This window comes from Dolichospermum planctonicum (assembly GCF_005402965.1).
In the GTDB taxonomy this organism is placed as follows: Bacteria; Cyanobacteriota; Cyanobacteriia; order Cyanobacteriales; family Nostocaceae; genus Dolichospermum; species Dolichospermum planctonicum.
Window position 1 is genome coordinate 1 of record NZ_BJCF01000048.1, and the last position, 16,459, is coordinate 16,459.

A 16,459-nucleotide genomic window follows, 5' to 3' on the forward strand; every position below is an offset into this window, starting at 1 on the left:
CAATATCCATTGGACACTCCTAACCCATTTGTACCTAATCCACTAAAGGTTGCACTGCTATAATCCACAATTAATCTGTCAGTGCCACCCCCAGCGTTAATGCTGCCATTGCTGACCAATAAATTACTAGTGGCAATAGTGGTGTCATCACCACTGCCTAGAGTCACTGAGGAGATATTCTCAAAATTGTTAATGCGGGTATTATTATCCCCACTTACCTGTTCTGTAGCTCTTAAATCCAGCACTAAATTTACACCTAAACTGCTCAGGTCTAAGCTTTGTAGAGTGTCGTTGCCTCCTTCCCCGTCAATGCTGTCTCCAGCTTTAGCACTAACTACTGTGTCATTCCCTGTTCCTCCACGGATAACATGACGACCTGTGCCACCATCAATAGTATCATTGCCATCACCACCCTCAATTTCGTCATTTCCACCTTCCCCCTTCAGGGTGTCGTTGCCATCACCACCTCTGATGAGGTCATTCCCATCTCCACCCGCGATATTATCATTTCCTTCACCCCCGATGAGCTTGTCATCTCCACTGTAGCCTCTGAGGTAATCTGCGTAAGCCGTCCCGGTAATCTCAAATGTCTCTATATTGCTAAAGGACAATAGTGGGCTATTAGCATAATTAGTACCTTGCCAATTAAATGAGCCTCTATAGTCATGAAAGGCACTATTTGACCAATATCCATTGGACACTCCCAATCCATTTGTACCTAATCCGCCAAAGGTTGCACTGCTATAATTCACAATCAGGGTGTCAGTGCCATCGCCACCGTCATATATCTTGTTGCTGACTAGATTACTGCCTGTTGCTTCAAACTGATCATTCCCGTTGGTAATCGTTCCAGTCAATTCTGTGGTCGTGCCAATGATATAATCTGTCGCTGTTGCCAGGGTTAAGATGATAGTCTCGTCATTTTCTTGAATGTTGTCCTCAAGAGGAGAAATTGTTAGGGTAACTGTATCCGCTCCAGCCGCAAAGGAAACTGTTCCGGTAGTGGCAGTATGGGATGTGGCACCAGTCTGACTATAGTCTGTGTTGAATATAGCTGAACCTGATACGGTGTAATTGACGGTTAACTCACTGGTGATATTGCCTATTCGGGTGAAGGTGTAGAGAATATTCCCTCCACTATTTTCTGCTACTTTTTTCGTAGAAGTAGCTAATGTGACTATTGGTTTTGTCGTCACCTCCGTAGTATCAATAGCTATTGACCATCCGCCCGCGATGTTGCCAATATCTACCCCTGTATCGTCCACTACATATATATTCCATGCACCATTGGGGATGGTGTTGTTAAATACGGAAAAATCTATTCCATAGTCCCCACTGGGAGCAGGAGAATTATTAAATCTGTCACCTGTTTCATAGTCTGTGGCTCGATAACTACCACTGCTGATCTGACCTTGATCCGGCAGAAAATCTCTGGCATTGGGGTCAAAGGTTAAGGTGACATTGTTTAAATCCCAAGACCAACCTGCGTCTGACATTAACAAGACCTTGGCACCTGTAGGACCTATCAGTAGAACATCAAGGTCATCGGGATAAGTATGACTAATATTGCTTAGGGTTACTTTCAAACTCGTAATTGTGCCATTTAACCCGGAGACGTTGATACTTGAGGGGTAGGTTGTTGCTGCTCCACCATTAGGAATGGTAATTTCATTGGGATTAGTGAAAACTAGATTTTGCTGACTCATTTTAATTACTCCTGGTTTAGTTAGCACACAGAAATGTTGCGTATATAAAAAAACGACTGTTATGTAATATTCTGAGTGTGGTAGCTTCTTCCTAGCATGAGTAAGGGAAGCGTAACACATCACTTCAAAATGTGATTTTGATCAAACAAACAGCCTACAGGCGATCGCTCTTAACTCACTAGCATCCGCAGAAAACAGAGGCTATAGCGGTAGTAGTCACCAGTTATGACATTTCATCGTAATTATTTCAAACAAAATTTTACTGATTCCAGTCAGTGCAAATCACTATATCAAATCCTGTTTAAATAATGATTATTTTCTGTTTAACTTTTAATAAAAATTAATAAAAAATATGAAAACTGCTGTGACTAAATAATTCAAACACTGGGCATAAAAGGATATAGTGCTATAATGATTATATTTATAATTATAAGTAGTACAATGTTTGACAAATATGTCTCAGCTTATTACTACACAATTAAAGCTATTACATAGAAATTAGGTGCGTTACGAAGACAGCTAACACACCCTACTCAATAAACTGAATATTTACGTTTTATCATTGTCTTTCTTATTTCTTAAATATCGTAAGCCATGATATAATCATCCAACACAAAGCCATTCCCAAAATTTATTACTTGACTATCAATAATTCTAAAACCAAATCGAGAATAAGCTTTAATCCCTTTTTCATTCCTTTGATTGACATTAAGAATTATTTTTTTCAATTTCATTGCTTGCGCTTTTTGGTAAATATGAAATAACATCTTTTGACCATATCCAAAACCATGTAATGACGGTAATAAATAACATTTATGTAATTTTAAATAACTGATATTATCCATCATTTCTGCACCATAAGATAAATAACCGACTAATTGGGAATTATGTAATACCTGATCATAAAATATCCCTTGATTATAAATTTCATTTTCAATTACTCCTATTCCATAGATTTTATCTAGCATATACTCGATTTGTTCATTGCTGATAATTGTAGGATAATGAGTAAACCAAATTTCTCGACTGATTTTTCTGAGTGTTTCCAAATCTGTATCTAATAACTGAGTAATGGTAATTGATGGATCATTCATAGTGAGAATTAGAACCTAATGAAAATTAAGTAAAACAATTTCCGAACTGACAAACTTAATTTACCATTTAATTGACTATCGTTACCAAAAAAATATATAATATATACTAATTTACATAAATCATCGCCAGGGATAATTCTATGAATTACTACATTGCTCCTAGTTTTCTCGATAAACTTGCAGTACATATCACCAAAAACTTCTTAAACCTTCCCGGTATTCGAGTTCCCCTAATTTTAGGTATTCATGGCCGCAAAGGAGAGGGAAAATCCTTTCAATGCGAGTTAGTTTTTGAAAAAATGGGTATCGGGGTAACTTTAATATCTGGAGGGGAATTAGAAAGTCCAGACGCTGGAGATCCTGCGCGGTTAATTCGGTTACGATATCGAGAAACAGCAGAATTAATCAAAGTCCGGGGGAAAATGTGCGTACTGATGATTAATGATTTAGATGCGGGTGCTGGACGTTTTGATGAAGGAACTCAATATACAGTAAATACTCAATTAGTAAATGCTACATTGATGAATATTGCTGATAATCCCACAGATGTACAATTACCGGGAAGTTATGACTCCAATCCTTTATGTCGTGTCCCGATTATTGTCACAGGAAATGATTTTTCTACCCTCTACGCACCATTAATTCGTGATGGGAGAATGGAAAAATTTTATTGGGAACCTAACCGAGATGATAGAATAGGAATTGTCGGCGGAATTTTTGTCGAAGATGGACTTTCACAAGGAGAAATTGCACAATTAGTTGATACTTTTCCACAACAATCTATTGACTTTTTTAGTGCTTTGCGTTCCCGGATTTATGATGAGCAAATTCGTAATTTTATCCATCAAATCGGTTTTGAAAATGTCTCTTTGCGAGTTGTCAATAGTTTGGATGGACCACCAGCATTTAAAAAGCCAGATTTTACTCTCTCTCATTTAATTGAGTCTGGTAAATTCATGGTTAGTGAACAAAAACGGGTGGAAAATTCCCATTTAGTTGATGAATATAATCGTTTAAATCGAGGTAAAGGTTATCAAGTTGCTGCTCCCGTTGTCGAAGTTCCAGTTAGTAAACCTATCAATAATCAAGCCAATCATTTAAGTTTAGAAACTCAAGAACAAGTTCGACAAATTTTAGCTCAAGGTTATAAAATTGGGATTGAACACATTGATGAAAGACGTTTCCGTACAGGTTCTTGGCAAAGTTGCGGTTCTTTTTTTAATATTGATGCACATTCCGACGCTATTTCTAATTTAGAATCTTGCTTATCTGAATATAGCGGTGAATATGTGCGTCTAGTAGGAATTGATCCACAAGCAAAACGACGAGTGGTAGAAACAATTATTCAACGTCCTCATAGCAAGTAATTGGTATTTTTTTGAATGTAGAGACATTCCGTGGAACGTCTCTACAGGGCTTGAATTTAATATAGCAATGTAGGCTTAAACTGGAGTTAAAAATAGGTCAGCTTCTGCCTGTCTTCTCCGTCTTAATCCTACTTCCACATTGCTACCAGGATTCCTGTATTTTAGAAAAGTTTCTTCAATTTCATCCCATTTTTTATCTCTCAAAACTCTAGTCATACTTTTGAAACTGGAACTACCATAGAAGTTAGCACCCAAGTTATAACCAAAGCTTAATAAAGCACCCTGTTGGTTAGTATTTAACTCATTCCAAACAGGAATTTTTTGCAGAGATGGTAGATAATTATTTTCTAATTGAATCATTAATAAATCATCTGCTTCTTGTTGAGTGATGCTTTCACCTAATTTCCAGTTACTACCATCTCTTTTTTTTGTAGAACCCCAACCAATGGTGATAGGTAAATTACCAGTTCGGGGATCTGGATAAGCCTTTAAATAACAACCTTCAAATTTTTTTATCAGCGGAATTGCTGGCAGTGGTAGTTTTCCGGTGACACCACCAAAACCGTTTGGTTGAGGAGTTAGGGATGGTACTGGATCTGTTGTTAATTGGTCAAGAGCATTATTTAAAGCATTCTGAGTATTTTTTCCGACTATTCCATCTGCGTTAAGCCCATTTTGACTCTGAAACTGTTTGACAGCCTTGACAGTATTGTTGCCAAAATCACCATCTATTGTCCCCGGATCTAAATTGAGTGCTTTTAAGATTTCCTGTAGTTGTTGAACTTTTGCGCCATTTGCACCTTGTTTGAGGATTTCACCGCTGTCGAGATTTAATTTGTTAGCCATAATGCTATCCTGGTAACTTTAGTTTGATCAGTTTCGTAATTGAAAGCAGAGATTAACTGAAAATGAGACCTTACTTAGTTAATAATACAGTATGACTATGTAATCTGACAACGGTTTTTACAAAAAAATACATAAATTATAAAAATTATAAAAGTATATAAATTGGCGATATAAATTGGCGGGAATATGATCATAAATCATGATACTTTGTGATCAACGAGAAATTACTAATTTAAAAGCCGATCCAAATATATGCCTTGGTTTGTCAAAATTGAAACTGGTAAGGTTGATAAGGCGACCTTTGACAAATATGTACCCGCCCACAAAGCCTACGTACAACAATTAATTGCGAAAGGACACAAAGCCAAAACAGGTTATTGGGCGCAAAAAGGTGGTGGTATGATGTTATTTGAGGCTGAGTCAATGGATGAAGCACAGGCAATAGTAACCGCTGACCCCTTGATACAGAACGATTGTGTCAATTATCAACTATTGCAATGGCAAATTGTTTTGGAATAATTTTGGAATAATATACAAATTCTGAATTTTCGTGTTATGATAAATGAAGACCTGGATCTATGCAACTTCAACGCCCAAACCTTGTCAGGACCGGAAGGTAGCAGCAATAAGGGATGCTTGTGGTAGGCGTAGTCTCCGGGTCGCCTTACTTGTAGGAGCTTTTAGCAGCAATGCCTGGTTTTGGAGATATTGTACAAAAAGCTTTTTATCTCGGTGTTGGGTTAGCCTCCTACGCCAGTGAAAAAGCTGGGGGGAAATTAGCCGAACTGCGATCGCAAGTCCAAAAATTAGCAGATGAAATGGTGGCTAAAGGCGAGATGAACACAGAAGAAGCTCGCCGCTTCGTCGAGGATATGATGAAGCAAGCCCAACAGCAGCCAGGATCTGGAGAAGCGTCTCAAAAAACCCCTACTTCTGAACCTCGTCGGATAGATATCCTAGAGGATGACGAAGAACCAACTGGGAAAGAGGCGAAAAAAGAAAATAAAGATCATAATAAAGATCATGGCGATAATGTAAATCAGCTGCGGGATCAAGTGCGAGAACTACAGGAAGAGTTAAAACGGCTGCAACGAGAACCGTAAAAAACAATTTTTTACCTTGAGTTTGGTATCAGTCACAGTCAATTATAGAAAAATCACAGAATACCCAAAGTGGTTTTAAGTGTAATTACTTACCTTGTACTCTAGCAATTCCAGCCTGATGGCGTTAAGCTTCATGTTTTTAGCCAGTAAGGGCTTTAAGTTTATGGAACAGTGGCAAAAAGACTTAATAGACATGATCGAAAACGTGGCTGATGAAGTAGAGCAGTTCTTCCTGGGAATGAATGACATGGTGGATGCTTTTTTTGAGTTCGCGGAAGAAATTACTGAAGAAGTACAAAGCACTTATGTAGCAGACATTGATAACTTCGCTAGGCTGCACGAACAATTTTTACAAGAATTAGCAGAGCCAATTCTGGAAATTTACTGGGAACTAGAAGACATCAACATCACGGAAGATGTAGATCCAGGTTTTCCTTATGCAGTAGAAGCTACAATAAAGAAAAATGCGGCTTGTATTGGTTGTAGCCACTATCACGGACAGGTTTATGGCGGTAATTTGTTAGTTTGTGCTATGCACCCCCATGGTTGGGATGATCAAAATTGTCCAGACTGGGAAAAGGAAATTGAGTGCTAAGTTAATAATTGTGAATCTCTACATTTCTTTTTACTAACACAATGAGTAACTTTGCACCTGAAACCCTACCCCCAGACATTCAAGAAATGAAATATGGTGAACGGGAAATTGCGGAAGGGAAACTAATTACCTTTCCTAACCCCCGCATCGGACGGCGCTATGATATTAATATTACCTTACCGGAATTTACTTGTAAATGTCCGTTTTCCGGTTATCCTGACTTTGCGACCATTTATATTACTTACATTCCAGATCAACGGGTGGTAGAGTTGAAAGCACTCAAACTTTATATTAACAGTTACCGCGATCGCTATATCTCCCATGAAGAAACAGCCAATCAAATTTTAGATGATTTTGTCGCAGCTTGTGATCCTGTGGAAGTGACTGTAAAAACCGATTTTACCCCCCGTGGAAATGTACATACAGTGGTTGAAGTTAAACATCAAAAAGGTGTTTAAATGAAGAAGCAGAGGCGTTTCATGGAACGTCTCTACAAGGATGATGAAAAACAAATACAGCATATTACCATCAGGGTGAAGTACACTTTTAGCAGGCAAGACTTGTACTGAGCTTGGTCGTTCGCGTAGCGTGGCGTTAGCCATAGTATGCCCGCACCACAAGATTTTTATTTTTATCATTAATATCCGTACCTCATCATATCGGAAACTGCTGTATCTAATTGATTATTAACTAACTAGAGTATTACTATTACGTAAATAACCATTTTGTTGCGCTAATTTTTCTGCAATTAGTTTTTGATAAACCACTTCATAACCATCAGTCATTTTTTGAACACTAAAATTTTCTTCCACATATTGACGACAAGCGTAACGATTTAAATCAGCTACCCTGTCAAGAGAATTAATACATTCTTCCACATTATTACAAAGGAAACCGGTTTCCCCGTTCACAATAACTTCCCTCGTTGAACCCAGTCGCATTGCAATTACAGGTGTTCCTGATGCCATTGATTCTACCATAACTAAACCAAAAGGTTCTCGCCAAGTAATGGGAAACAAAGTCGCATAAGCACCACCCATGAGGGCATTTTTCTGGATATGATTAGCTTCACCTAAATATTCAATTTGCTTACCATCAATATGTGGTTTAATTTTTTGCGTAAAATATTCCATATCTACCACATCTACCTTACCTGCTATTTTTAACCTCCAACCAGTTTTTTGAGCAATTTCAATTGCTAAATGGGGTCCTTTTTCGGGAGACATTCTTCCCAAAAAAGCTAAATAAAGTGGTTCTGTTGGTTGAGGATAAAATTCATAACTACTAACATCAATACCATTATAAACAGTGTCTACATAGTTTAAGCCTAATCTGGGTTCTTGCTGAGAATTAGAAATACTAACATAAGGCTGTTTTTTGCCATATTTAAAAATTTTTTCGTTATCTGGAGTAAAAATTCCATGTAAAGTGTGAACTGTAGGAGTTTTGACTAAATTGGCGTAAACTAGTGATCCTAGTCCTACATGAGAGTGAATGATATCAAAATTTTCTGCTTGTTCATAAACTAAACCTAACAGTAACATCTCATAAATACCAGGCTCTTTAATAGTAGGATCTAGCCTTAAAGCGCGGGGATGCACTGATACTAACTTGGCTAAACTTAAAGAATCTCCTGATGCAAATAAAGTCACTTCATGTCCCCGACGGACTAATTCATCAGTTAATAAACTTACTACCAATTCTATCCCACCATAAGCTGGTGGTGGTACTCTTTCCCACAGTGGAGAAACCTGAGCAATTTTCATGATCAATCTCCTAAAATATCAGATTTCTACTTCTAGTTAGTTGATGAATAAATGAAATAACTAACAGAGAAATAGCCAAAAATACAAAAACCATCCTTATTTATGATTACTATTAGATCTTATGTTTTATATTCGATATTTTTTGTCTATCTGAGGTAATGTAAATGTCTGATACTTCAGGAATAAATTAGACATAATACACATAGTACAATAGTTATTTTTGGGATTTGCTGCTGGAAATAGAAAGGAAAACGAGTATAATACCATACATTTTATTGATCACAAAAAATCTTTAACTGGCTAGGCTAATTTAATACCAGGAAAAAAGATGATCAATTGTCTTAATTTTCTATTTTTTTTCTCAGAGAACCATATTGTCATATAATATGAGAGGCAAATATTGGGTATATTAGGTGACATGAATATATACAAACAAATAAATAAATCGCGTGTTTCGTGGCCAGCAGTGTTTGCGCTGGTGGTATTTGTGTTTATGTACTTACCTATTCTGGTACTGGCTTTTTATAGCTTTAATCAGTCACCTTACAGCGCTAAATGGCAAGGATTTACCTTAGAATGGTACGGTAAATTATTTAGTGACGAACGGATTTTATCGGGTTTATATAATAGTTTATTGGTGGGTTGTTGCGCTGTGGGAGTTTCCGCAATTTTGGGAACATTAATGGCTGTGGGGTTAGCACGTTATGACTTTCCTGGCAAGAGATTATATCAGGGAATTGCTTATTTACCTTTATTAATTCCTGATATTGCGATCGCTGTTTCTACGTTAGTATGTTTATCAGCCTTTGCTATTCCTTTGAGTATCTGGACTATTATCGCTGCTCATATTGTATTTTGTCTATCTTATGTGGGTTTGGTGGTTTCTTCGCGCATGAATAATATCAACCCTCATTTAGAAGAAGCAGCTTTAGATTTAGGTGCGACACCAATACAAGCCTTTATTTTAGTTTTATTACCTCAATTAATGCCAGCAATTATTTCCGGTTGCTTATTAGCGTTTGTATTGAGTTTAGATGATTTTTTAATTGCTAGTTTTACTGCGGGAAGTGGGACTAATACCTTACCAATGGAAATTTTTAGCCGCATTAGAACGGGAGTTAAACCGGATATTAATGCTTTAAGTGTGATGTTAATTTCGATCACTGCTATTGTGGCTTTGATAGGGGAATTAATTAGAACTGCGGGGGAAAGGAGAGCATAGGGAATAATATTAGTTATTTAGATTAATTATTTAGATAATAAGGATTCTACACTTATCCTTATTTCTTCGTCTTGCTGACAAAAACATTTAATATTAATTTTATCTTGATCTGTTAAAATTGTCCGACAAGTTAATAGATGTGATTTACCAGGAGGTTGTACTAACATTATACTTCAATCAACCCTTATTAACAAAATAATCTCTAGATTTTGATGTTTGATTTACTGTTAAGTAAAAATTGATATTTATGGATTATATTTGTACTGCAAATTCCTCCAAAGCCTGAAAACTGCCTACTTCCCAACTCCTTTTGATCACATTAGGGATAATCTGACTAATAGCTATATCTTCAAAATAGGGACTTTGATCAGATTTGATATATTTACCATTTTTCAATAAATAAATAGCCAATTTACCACTATCATATATCCATAATTCTGGAACTCCAATCGCTTCATAAGCATCAAGAGTTGTTTTTGATGTCACATCAATTTCTATAGCTAAATCTGGTGGTAGATGATCAGGTTGTAACCTCCGTAAACCAATCAGTTGATAATTTTGAATATAAAAACAAGCATCTGGTTCAATTCCTGCTGTACCTTGTTTTTTGAAACTTGTTGAACCAAAAGGTTGATATTTAATCCCTTTAGCTTTCAACAATATTTTAACAATATCAGAAATTAGATCTTTGGAAATTTCATGCTCAGGTAAAGGGAGCATAATTTCTAAATTACCTTGATTATAGGCAATTCGTGAAGCTCTTTTTTCTCCCAGTTCTTGTAAAATCGCCTCAAATTCTTCCCAGCTAACATCTGGAATATTAACTGTACTACCAGGTGTTAATTGTATCTGACTTACGGCTTTGAAAACAGGAATAGCTACACTCATAGCATTTATTATTATTATTGATTGATTAAGTTTAACAAAATTAGGGTGGGAATTACCCACCACAAATAATTAAACTTGAATTACACCGTAAACTTAGCCGTAATTCGCTTCATGGCTTCTTCCACATTTTCCCGACTATTAAAGGCCGAAATGCGGAAATAACCCTCACCCGCAGCACCAAACCCAGAACCAGGAGTTCCCACCACATTCACAGTTTCTAATAACTTATCAAAAAATTCCCAACTGGATAAACCATGGGGAGTTTTCACCCATACATAAGGTGCATTTACGCCCCCATAAACATTTAAACCAGCGTTTGTTAGTTCTTGACGGATGATTTTAGCATTGTCTAAATAGAAGTTTACTAAAGCTTTAATTTGTGTTTGTCCTGCTTCTGAATAAACCGCTTCTGCACCTCTTTGAATAATATAAGAAACGCCATTAAATTTAGTAGACTGACGACGATTCCAAAGTTTCCAAAGTTCGACATTAGAACCATCAGCAGCTTTAGCGGTGAGGGTTTTGGGAACAACAGTTAAAGCGCAACGAGTCCCAGTAAACCCGGCATTTTTAGAGAAAGAACGAAATTCAATTGCACAATCTCTAGCGCCTTCTATTTCAAAAATAGAATGAGGTAAACTAGGATCTTTAATAAATGCTTCGTAAGCAGCATCAAAAAAGATAATTGAACCGTTGGCTTTAGCATAATTTACCCATGCTTGCAAATGTTCTTTCGTAGCAGTTGCACCTGTGGGATTATTAGGAAAGCAAAGATAAATTAAATCAACTTTTTGGCTAGGAATTTCCGCTGTAAAATTATTTTCAGCAGTAACAGGTAAATAAACTAAACCACCATATTCGCCTTTTTCGTTCGCATCTCCCGTGTTACCTGCCATGACGTTAGTATCTACGTAAACGGGATATACGGGGTCAGTAACGGCGATAACGTTATTTTTGCCAAAAATATCTAAAATGTTGCCAGAATCGCACTTAGAACCGTCGGAAATAAAGATTTCATCAGCTTCTATAGCTGCTCCTCGCGCTTGAAAGTCGTGGGTGGCGATTTTCTCCCTTAGCCAATTATAACCTTGTTCTGGTCCATATCCTTTAAAACTTGAGCGATCGCCCATATCTTCCACAGCTTTAATCATGGCTGTGCGACAGGCTTCTGGCAAGGGTTCGGTGACATCACCAATCCCTAACCGAATGATTTTAGCATCTGGGTTAGCCTGTGCAAAAGCATTGACCCGTCGCGCAATTTCAGGAAACAGATAACCAGCTTTGAGTTTCAGGTAGTTGTCGTTAATTGTAGCCATGGTAAATTATGGGCAAAAAGATAAAGATAATGATACACTATCTTACTTGGAGGACAGGAATAAAAAGATCCCTAAATTCTTAAAGAGGTCAGGGATCTGAAACTTTAAGTTATATTCGAGAAAATATGAGCCTATTTAATGAAGCTCATAAATAACAAATTATCTAAGAGGTATTAGAAGCTAAAAAAATGATATCTAAAAATCAGATAGCCGAATTATTTAACAATTCCGGTATCTAGCCATGGGAGGTTTTCACAAATCAGACATGATTGCCATATTTTGACAATTTTGAGAAACAAAAAATAATTTATATAGCAAAAAATCGCTCCCAAATTGTTTATTTTGGGCGAAATTTTCAGCTTTCTGACTATCTTGTTTCAATCTGTAAATTATACTCATGGGGTTTTGCCTTTGCAGCTACTAGGAATTTTCAACACCTGATTTATATCTAATTTATTTTCCCGCTTTTGTAATTCGGGGTTAACTGCAACTATTAATTGCCAATCAGTAGGTTTACTACACAACTTTCCAGCAATACTACTGAGAGTATCTCCTGATTTTACATTATAAGTGGCTAGTATTGGCGGCTTCTTTGGAGTAGTAGTAATTATCTGTGGACTGGGGTTGGGACTACTAGTAACTTTAGGAGTACGATTGGGGATAGTCGCAGTATACAAAGCTGTTTGCAGGGAGAAAAAACTGCCCCCAGCACCGATAGTAATACCTATCATCAGCATTAAAATGGCGATTTCTCTTGTCCAAGATTTTGGGCGCTGGGGCAATTCCTCCAAAGAGCGAATTAGAGAAATATCAGTGTCGCAACTAGGACAGATATGACCATCAATTCCTTGATACCCGCAAACAGGACAGTCAATTTTGGTTTTGGTGTTCATCGTGTAAGTTCCGTGATCATGCTATTTCTGGGCAATTTTTGATTTGACCCATGCTGCACATCTGAATTATAATTCAGACCATCGGCACTGCCATAACTTTTCTGCCTTAATATCTAAATCTTGATCATGAAGCGGACAAACTATTATAAATCTATAATAAATAATTATATTTTCTGATGTTTTCTCTACTACTTATTATATTCTGCTTTATTATGTATTTATTCGCTTTAGCCAGAGATGATCTGTTAGTTTCATAGTTGTGGTTGATCACTTGCGTCTATTGTTCCCCAATAGCCAGAATTTACCCGCGTAAACTGAGTCTGAAATAAAACTGGTAATTATTCAAGGAGCGATCGCCTGGTAAAACCCCAATTTAGTTTTATCCTGGAATAGTGGACTTAAAAAACTTCAGCTTTCCAGATAGATGAGGTTATAATCAGCATTTCTGGCGACTGATAGCGACATTCAAACCACAAACTCCGTAACCTCAAGGATGGAAACGCTTGCAAAGCGTGCCATCAATAGTTACACTTTTTAAAATATTCTCATTTTTGTTTAGCGATTGCTCAAACACTCCCATAGCAAGTTCTTGACAAAAGAATCAAGCTATGGTAAGTCGTCAGCATTGCCAAACTCAAAATCAGCAATAAAAAAACTCGGAGATTCTTCAAAAATGGTGATTTCCGCCTTTTTTGAACCTCAGTCACAAAATTGCTTTGTCAACATAACTATCCAGGAGGCTTGTAGTTAATGGGACTACCTTGGTATCGAGTACATACAGTCGTTCTGAACGATCCAGGTCGGCTGATTTCTGTACACTTAATGCACACAGCTTTAGTAGCTGGTTGGGCTGGTTCAATGGCATTGTACGAACTAGCCGTTTATAACCCTAGTGATCCAATTCTTAACCCCATGTGGCGACAAGGGATGTTCGTACTTCCCTTTATGGCACGTTTAGGCGTGACCGAATCTTGGGGTGGTTGGAGTGTAACCGGTGGTACAGCAGTAGACCCCGGTTTCTGGTCATTTGAAGGCGTTGCTGCGGCTCACATCGTTCTCTCGGGTTTATTATTCTTGGCTGCCGTGTGGCACTGGGTTTTCTGGGATTTAGAACTCTTTAGAGATCCTCGCACAGGTGAACCTGCCCTAGACTTGCCAAAAATGTTTGGTATTCACCTGTTTTTATCCGGTTTACTTTGTTTTGGTTTTGGCGCTTTCCACCAAACTGGACTCTTTGGTCCAGGAATGTGGGTATCTGATGCTTACGGAATCACTGGCAGTATTCAGCCAGTAGCACCAGAATGGGGTCCGGCTGGGTTTAACCCCTTTAACCCCGGTGGCATTGTTGCTCACCACATTGCAGCTGGTGTAGTCGGTATTATCGCTGGTTTATTCCACCTCACAGTTAGACCCCCCGAAAGGCTCTACAAAGCCCTACGGATGGGTAATATTGAAACCGTACTTTCCAGCAGTATCGCGGCAGTATTCTTCGCTGCTTTCGTCGTTGCTGGAACTATGTGGTACGGTAACGCTGCTACCCCCATAGAACTATTTGGACCTACCCGCTATCAGTGGGATCAAGGCTACTTCCGTCAAGAAATTCAGCGTCGTGTGCAAACCAGTGTGTCCGAAGGCGCTACTTTGTCTGAAGCTTGGGCGAAAATTCCTGAAAAATTAGCATTCTACGATTACGTTGGTAATAGCCCCGCGAAAGGTGGTCTATTCCGTACAGGACCAATGGTGAAAGGTGATGGTATTGCTGAATCTTGGCAAGGTCACGCTGTGTTCACAGATGCCGAAGGCCGGGAATTAACAGTTCGTCGTTTACCTAACTTCTTTGAAACTTTCCCCGTAATTTTGACCGATAAAGATGGTGTTGTCCGTGCTGACATCCCCTTCCGTCGGGCAGAATCTAAATATAGCTTTGAACAAACTGGCGTGACTGTCAGCTTCTACGGTGGTAATCTGAATGGTCAAACCTTCACAGACCCCGCTGATGTCAAGAAGTACGCCCGGAAAGCTCAAGGTGGCGAGATCTTTGAATTTGACAGAGAAACTTTGAACTCTGACGGTGTATTCCGTACTTCTCCCAGAGGTTGGTTTACTTTCGGTCATGCTGTATTCGCTTTATTATTCTTCTTTGGTCACCTGTGGCACGGTTCACGGACTATCTACCGTGATGTATTTGCCGGTGTAGAAATTGAAGAAGAACAAGTTGAATGGGGTCTGTTCCAGAAAGTGGGCGACAAGTCAACTCGTCGTAAGGAAGCTTAAAACTTGGATGAGGTATGAAGTGGAAAATATCTACTTCATGCTTTTTCCCTGGCTTGGTCAACTAAAATTACTGGCTCAACAGGCAGGATCTGAAAAATATGGAAAGTGTTGCTTACATCTTGATTTTAACCCTCGCCATCGGTGTTCTCTTTTTTGCGATCGCCTTCCGCGAACCCCCCCGTTTTGAGAAGAAAGATAAGTAGTTAGTTATTCCCCATTTGTCAGGGAATATATGCTAATAATATCCGTTGTTACTGATCATAGTAGCAACGGATTTTGGGTTTAACTGTTCAAGATGCTGTTGAGCGAATGCAATTACCAATTATTTTGTCAGTTACCTATCATGTACACATAAGAACCCAGATTTTCATCATCTGTACCCAAAATTACACCACCTGTTACACCAGGTATAAGTTCTAAACCTTCAATTTTGTGATGATGATCTCGATAGATAGGAAAAAGTTTATCATTTTGTCGCCAAAATATTTTATTACCAAACGAGCCTAAGTAACCAGCAACATATACGGCAGACTCAAAGGGTCCGTCATTACCTGCATCACTGGCTGCGGAAATATAGACAATCCCCGCATTATCTACTTTGATATCAGAAATATGGCGCACATTACCACCAGGAAAAGGTACTTGAAAATCAGCCGTACCTGCAAGATTGATTTGATATTTTGTTAAATCCAGTATTCCCCAATAAATTTTGGCTGGTTCTTCACTTTCTCCTCGATGCGCCCAAATTGGTATTAATTTACCATCAATATTTTGTAACCCGAAAGATTCAAAGTTACTATTTTTAGTAATATCAGGTAGATCAAATTCTCTGAGAATGAATAAATGCTGTTTTTGGGCATCTAATTTCAGATGATATGCCTTTCCAGCGCTCGTTACAGTAATAAATTCTAGGTTATTTGTTCCAGGAATAGAAGCTAAAGCCTCTAAATCAAGAGGTAGATTAATTTCACTTGGCCACTTTAAGGGAAAATACTTTAATTGCTTGTTATTATTAATGCTAATTATTGCTAAACGTCCTTGATTGGGTTGTTTATTATCATGGACAATCATCAAATCTAGCATCTGGCTTGGTTTTTGAATTGGTTGATGTATCAAAGTCATGCCGCTGATTCCAAATGGTATACCACCACGCACTGGTATCCACTGTTGATCTGATACTGCCTGGTACGTAAAGAAGATTATAGCTATGATGATACTTACAAAGATACTAATTATGGTTAGCTTTAGCAGTTTAGGCATTTTGGATTTAATTTGCAAAAGTAGGATAAAATCAGGATTTATGAACTGAAGACTAGTTAAAATTTTACCCAAATAATTCTAGGATTATCATACAATACCTTCAGCAAAGTCCTATCATTCTATTGATGT

16 protein-coding genes and 1 other RNA gene are annotated in these 16,459 nt (G+C 37.9%); 9 read left to right on the top strand and 8 right to left on the bottom strand.

The genetic code is table 11. From position 1 onward, the window contains the following. Both FFO06_RS17130 and FFO06_RS17135 read right to left on the bottom strand, forming a co-directional pair. Positions 1–1,706: calcium-binding protein (locus FFO06_RS17130; protein WP_370743939.1), on the bottom strand; the 1,706-nt coding region annotated here is incomplete at its 3' end. A gap of 578 nt (positions 1,707–2,284) precedes the next feature. Further along, complete coding sequence (locus FFO06_RS17135; RefSeq protein WP_137909117.1) at positions 2,285–2,800, bottom strand: GNAT family N-acetyltransferase; 516 nt, start codon at positions 2,798–2,800, stop codon at positions 2,285–2,287. A 140-nt stretch (positions 2,801–2,940) separates the two neighbouring features. Here FFO06_RS17135 and FFO06_RS17140 point away from each other — a divergent pair, with 140 nt between their 5' ends. After that, positions 2,941–4,167: a RuBisCO small subunit-like domain-containing protein gene (locus tag FFO06_RS17140; RefSeq protein ID WP_137909118.1), complete on the top strand. Its 1,227-nt coding sequence runs from the start codon at positions 2,941–2,943 to the stop codon at positions 4,165–4,167. Positions 4,168–4,242: 75 nt separating this feature from the next. Here FFO06_RS17140 and FFO06_RS17145 read toward each other — a convergent pair whose 3' ends face one another. Then, complete coding sequence (locus FFO06_RS17145; protein WP_137909119.1) at positions 4,243–5,013, bottom strand: glycoside hydrolase family protein; 771 nt, start codon at positions 5,011–5,013, stop codon at positions 4,243–4,245. Between the two features lie 252 nt (positions 5,014–5,265). On the opposite strand from FFO06_RS17145, the gene FFO06_RS17150 reads away from it, so the two are divergent. From FFO06_RS17150 to queF, 5 genes are all read left to right on the top strand, one after another. Next, a complete protein-coding gene (locus tag FFO06_RS17150) occupies positions 5,266–5,532 on the top strand; it encodes a YciI family protein (protein ID WP_137909120.1) in 267 nt (88 codons plus the stop codon). A gap of 48 nt (positions 5,533–5,580) precedes the next feature. Further along, an RNA gene (gene ffs / locus FFO06_RS17155) (signal recognition particle sRNA small type) lies at positions 5,581–5,677 on the top strand. Positions 5,678–5,702: 25 nt separating this feature from the next. Further along, positions 5,703–6,116: a phasin family protein gene (locus FFO06_RS17160; protein ID WP_137909121.1), complete on the top strand. Its 414-nt coding sequence runs from the start codon at positions 5,703–5,705 to the stop codon at positions 6,114–6,116. Between the two features lie 163 nt (positions 6,117–6,279). Continuing rightward, the gene (locus FFO06_RS17165) at positions 6,280–6,711 is read left to right on the top strand and encodes a hypothetical protein (protein ID WP_137909122.1); all 432 of its coding nucleotides are present in this window, start codon (positions 6,280–6,282) and stop codon (positions 6,709–6,711) included. A 41-nt stretch (positions 6,712–6,752) separates the two neighbouring features. Then, on the top strand, positions 6,753–7,169 hold the full coding sequence (queF, locus tag FFO06_RS17170) for a preQ(1) synthase (protein ID WP_137909123.1): 417 nt from the start codon (positions 6,753–6,755) through the stop codon (positions 7,167–7,169). 228 nt (positions 7,170–7,397) lie between these two features. On the opposite strand, the gene FFO06_RS17175 is transcribed toward queF, so the two are convergent. Next, complete coding sequence (locus FFO06_RS17175) at positions 7,398–8,477, bottom strand: glycosyltransferase family 4 protein (protein WP_137909124.1); 1,080 nt, start codon at positions 8,475–8,477, stop codon at positions 7,398–7,400. A 493-nt stretch (positions 8,478–8,970) separates the two neighbouring features. Between FFO06_RS17175 and FFO06_RS17180 the strand changes: the two genes are divergently transcribed. Beyond that, positions 8,971–9,699, top strand: a complete 729-nt coding sequence (locus tag FFO06_RS17180) for an ABC transporter permease (RefSeq protein ID WP_137909125.1) — start codon at positions 8,971–8,973, stop codon at positions 9,697–9,699. Positions 9,700–9,951: 252 nt separating this feature from the next. Here the strand turns inward: FFO06_RS17180 and FFO06_RS17185 are convergent, their stop codons facing one another. The 3 genes from FFO06_RS17185 to FFO06_RS17195 form a co-directional block, all read right to left on the bottom strand. Then, positions 9,952–10,587, bottom strand: a complete 636-nt coding sequence (locus FFO06_RS17185; RefSeq protein ID WP_137909126.1) for a Uma2 family endonuclease — start codon at positions 10,585–10,587, stop codon at positions 9,952–9,954. Between the two features lie 80 nt (positions 10,588–10,667). Continuing rightward, a complete protein-coding gene (locus FFO06_RS17190) occupies positions 10,668–11,903 on the bottom strand; it encodes an LL-diaminopimelate aminotransferase (RefSeq protein WP_137909127.1) in 1,236 nt (411 codons plus the stop codon). A gap of 395 nt (positions 11,904–12,298) precedes the next feature. Beyond that, the gene (locus tag FFO06_RS17195) at positions 12,299–12,796 is read right to left on the bottom strand and encodes a LysM peptidoglycan-binding domain-containing protein (protein WP_137909128.1); all 498 of its coding nucleotides are present in this window, start codon (positions 12,794–12,796) and stop codon (positions 12,299–12,301) included. A 750-nt stretch (positions 12,797–13,546) separates the two neighbouring features. On the opposite strand from FFO06_RS17195, the gene psbB reads away from it, so the two are divergent. Together psbB and FFO06_RS17205 are read left to right on the top strand one after the other, a co-directional pair. After that, on the top strand, positions 13,547–15,070 hold the full coding sequence (psbB, locus tag FFO06_RS17200) for a photosystem II chlorophyll-binding protein CP47 (protein WP_137909129.1): 1,524 nt from the start codon (positions 13,547–13,549) through the stop codon (positions 15,068–15,070). Positions 15,071–15,168: 98 nt separating this feature from the next. After that, on the top strand, positions 15,169–15,273 hold the full coding sequence (locus tag FFO06_RS17205) for a photosystem II reaction center protein T (protein WP_071604841.1): 105 nt from the start codon (positions 15,169–15,171) through the stop codon (positions 15,271–15,273). 127 nt (positions 15,274–15,400) lie between these two features. Here the strand turns inward: FFO06_RS17205 and FFO06_RS17210 are convergent, their stop codons facing one another. After that, entirely contained in the window at positions 15,401–16,192 is a 792-nt protein-coding gene (locus FFO06_RS17210; protein WP_306420248.1) for a hypothetical protein, read from the bottom strand. Between the last annotated feature and the right edge of the window lie 267 nt (positions 16,193–16,459).

Excerpts from the sequence above, each read along its gene's own strand:
- FFO06_RS17135 (WP_137909117.1), bottom strand. The coding sequence starts at position 2,800 with ATGAATGATCCATCAATTACCATTACTCAGTTATTAGATACAGATTTG.
- FFO06_RS17140 (WP_137909118.1), top strand. The coding sequence starts at position 2,941 with ATGAATTACTACATTGCTCCTAGTTTTCTCGATAAACTTGCAGTACAT.
- FFO06_RS17145 (WP_137909119.1), bottom strand. The coding sequence starts at position 5,013 with ATGGCTAACAAATTAAATCTCGACAGCGGTGAAATCCTCAAACAAGGT.
- FFO06_RS17150 (WP_137909120.1), top strand. The coding sequence starts at position 5,266 with ATGCCTTGGTTTGTCAAAATTGAAACTGGTAAGGTTGATAAGGCGACC.
- FFO06_RS17160 (WP_137909121.1), top strand. The coding sequence starts at position 5,703 with ATGCCTGGTTTTGGAGATATTGTACAAAAAGCTTTTTATCTCGGTGTT.
- FFO06_RS17165 (WP_137909122.1), top strand. The coding sequence starts at position 6,280 with ATGGAACAGTGGCAAAAAGACTTAATAGACATGATCGAAAACGTGGCT.
- queF (WP_137909123.1), top strand. The coding sequence starts at position 6,753 with ATGAGTAACTTTGCACCTGAAACCCTACCCCCAGACATTCAAGAAATG.
- FFO06_RS17175 (WP_137909124.1), bottom strand. The coding sequence starts at position 8,477 with ATGAAAATTGCTCAGGTTTCTCCACTGTGGGAAAGAGTACCACCACCA.
- FFO06_RS17180 (WP_137909125.1), top strand. The coding sequence starts at position 8,971 with ATGTACTTACCTATTCTGGTACTGGCTTTTTATAGCTTTAATCAGTCA.
- FFO06_RS17185 (WP_137909126.1), bottom strand. The coding sequence starts at position 10,587 with ATGAGTGTAGCTATTCCTGTTTTCAAAGCCGTAAGTCAGATACAATTA.
- FFO06_RS17190 (WP_137909127.1), bottom strand. The coding sequence starts at position 11,903 with ATGGCTACAATTAACGACAACTACCTGAAACTCAAAGCTGGTTATCTG.
- FFO06_RS17195 (WP_137909128.1), bottom strand. The coding sequence starts at position 12,796 with ATGAACACCAAAACCAAAATTGACTGTCCTGTTTGCGGGTATCAAGGA.
- psbB (WP_137909129.1), top strand. The coding sequence starts at position 13,547 with ATGGGACTACCTTGGTATCGAGTACATACAGTCGTTCTGAACGATCCA.
- FFO06_RS17205 (WP_071604841.1), top strand. The coding sequence starts at position 15,169 with ATGGAAAGTGTTGCTTACATCTTGATTTTAACCCTCGCCATCGGTGTT.
- FFO06_RS17210 (WP_306420248.1), bottom strand. The coding sequence starts at position 16,192 with ATGACTTTGATACATCAACCAATTCAAAAACCAAGCCAGATGCTAGAT.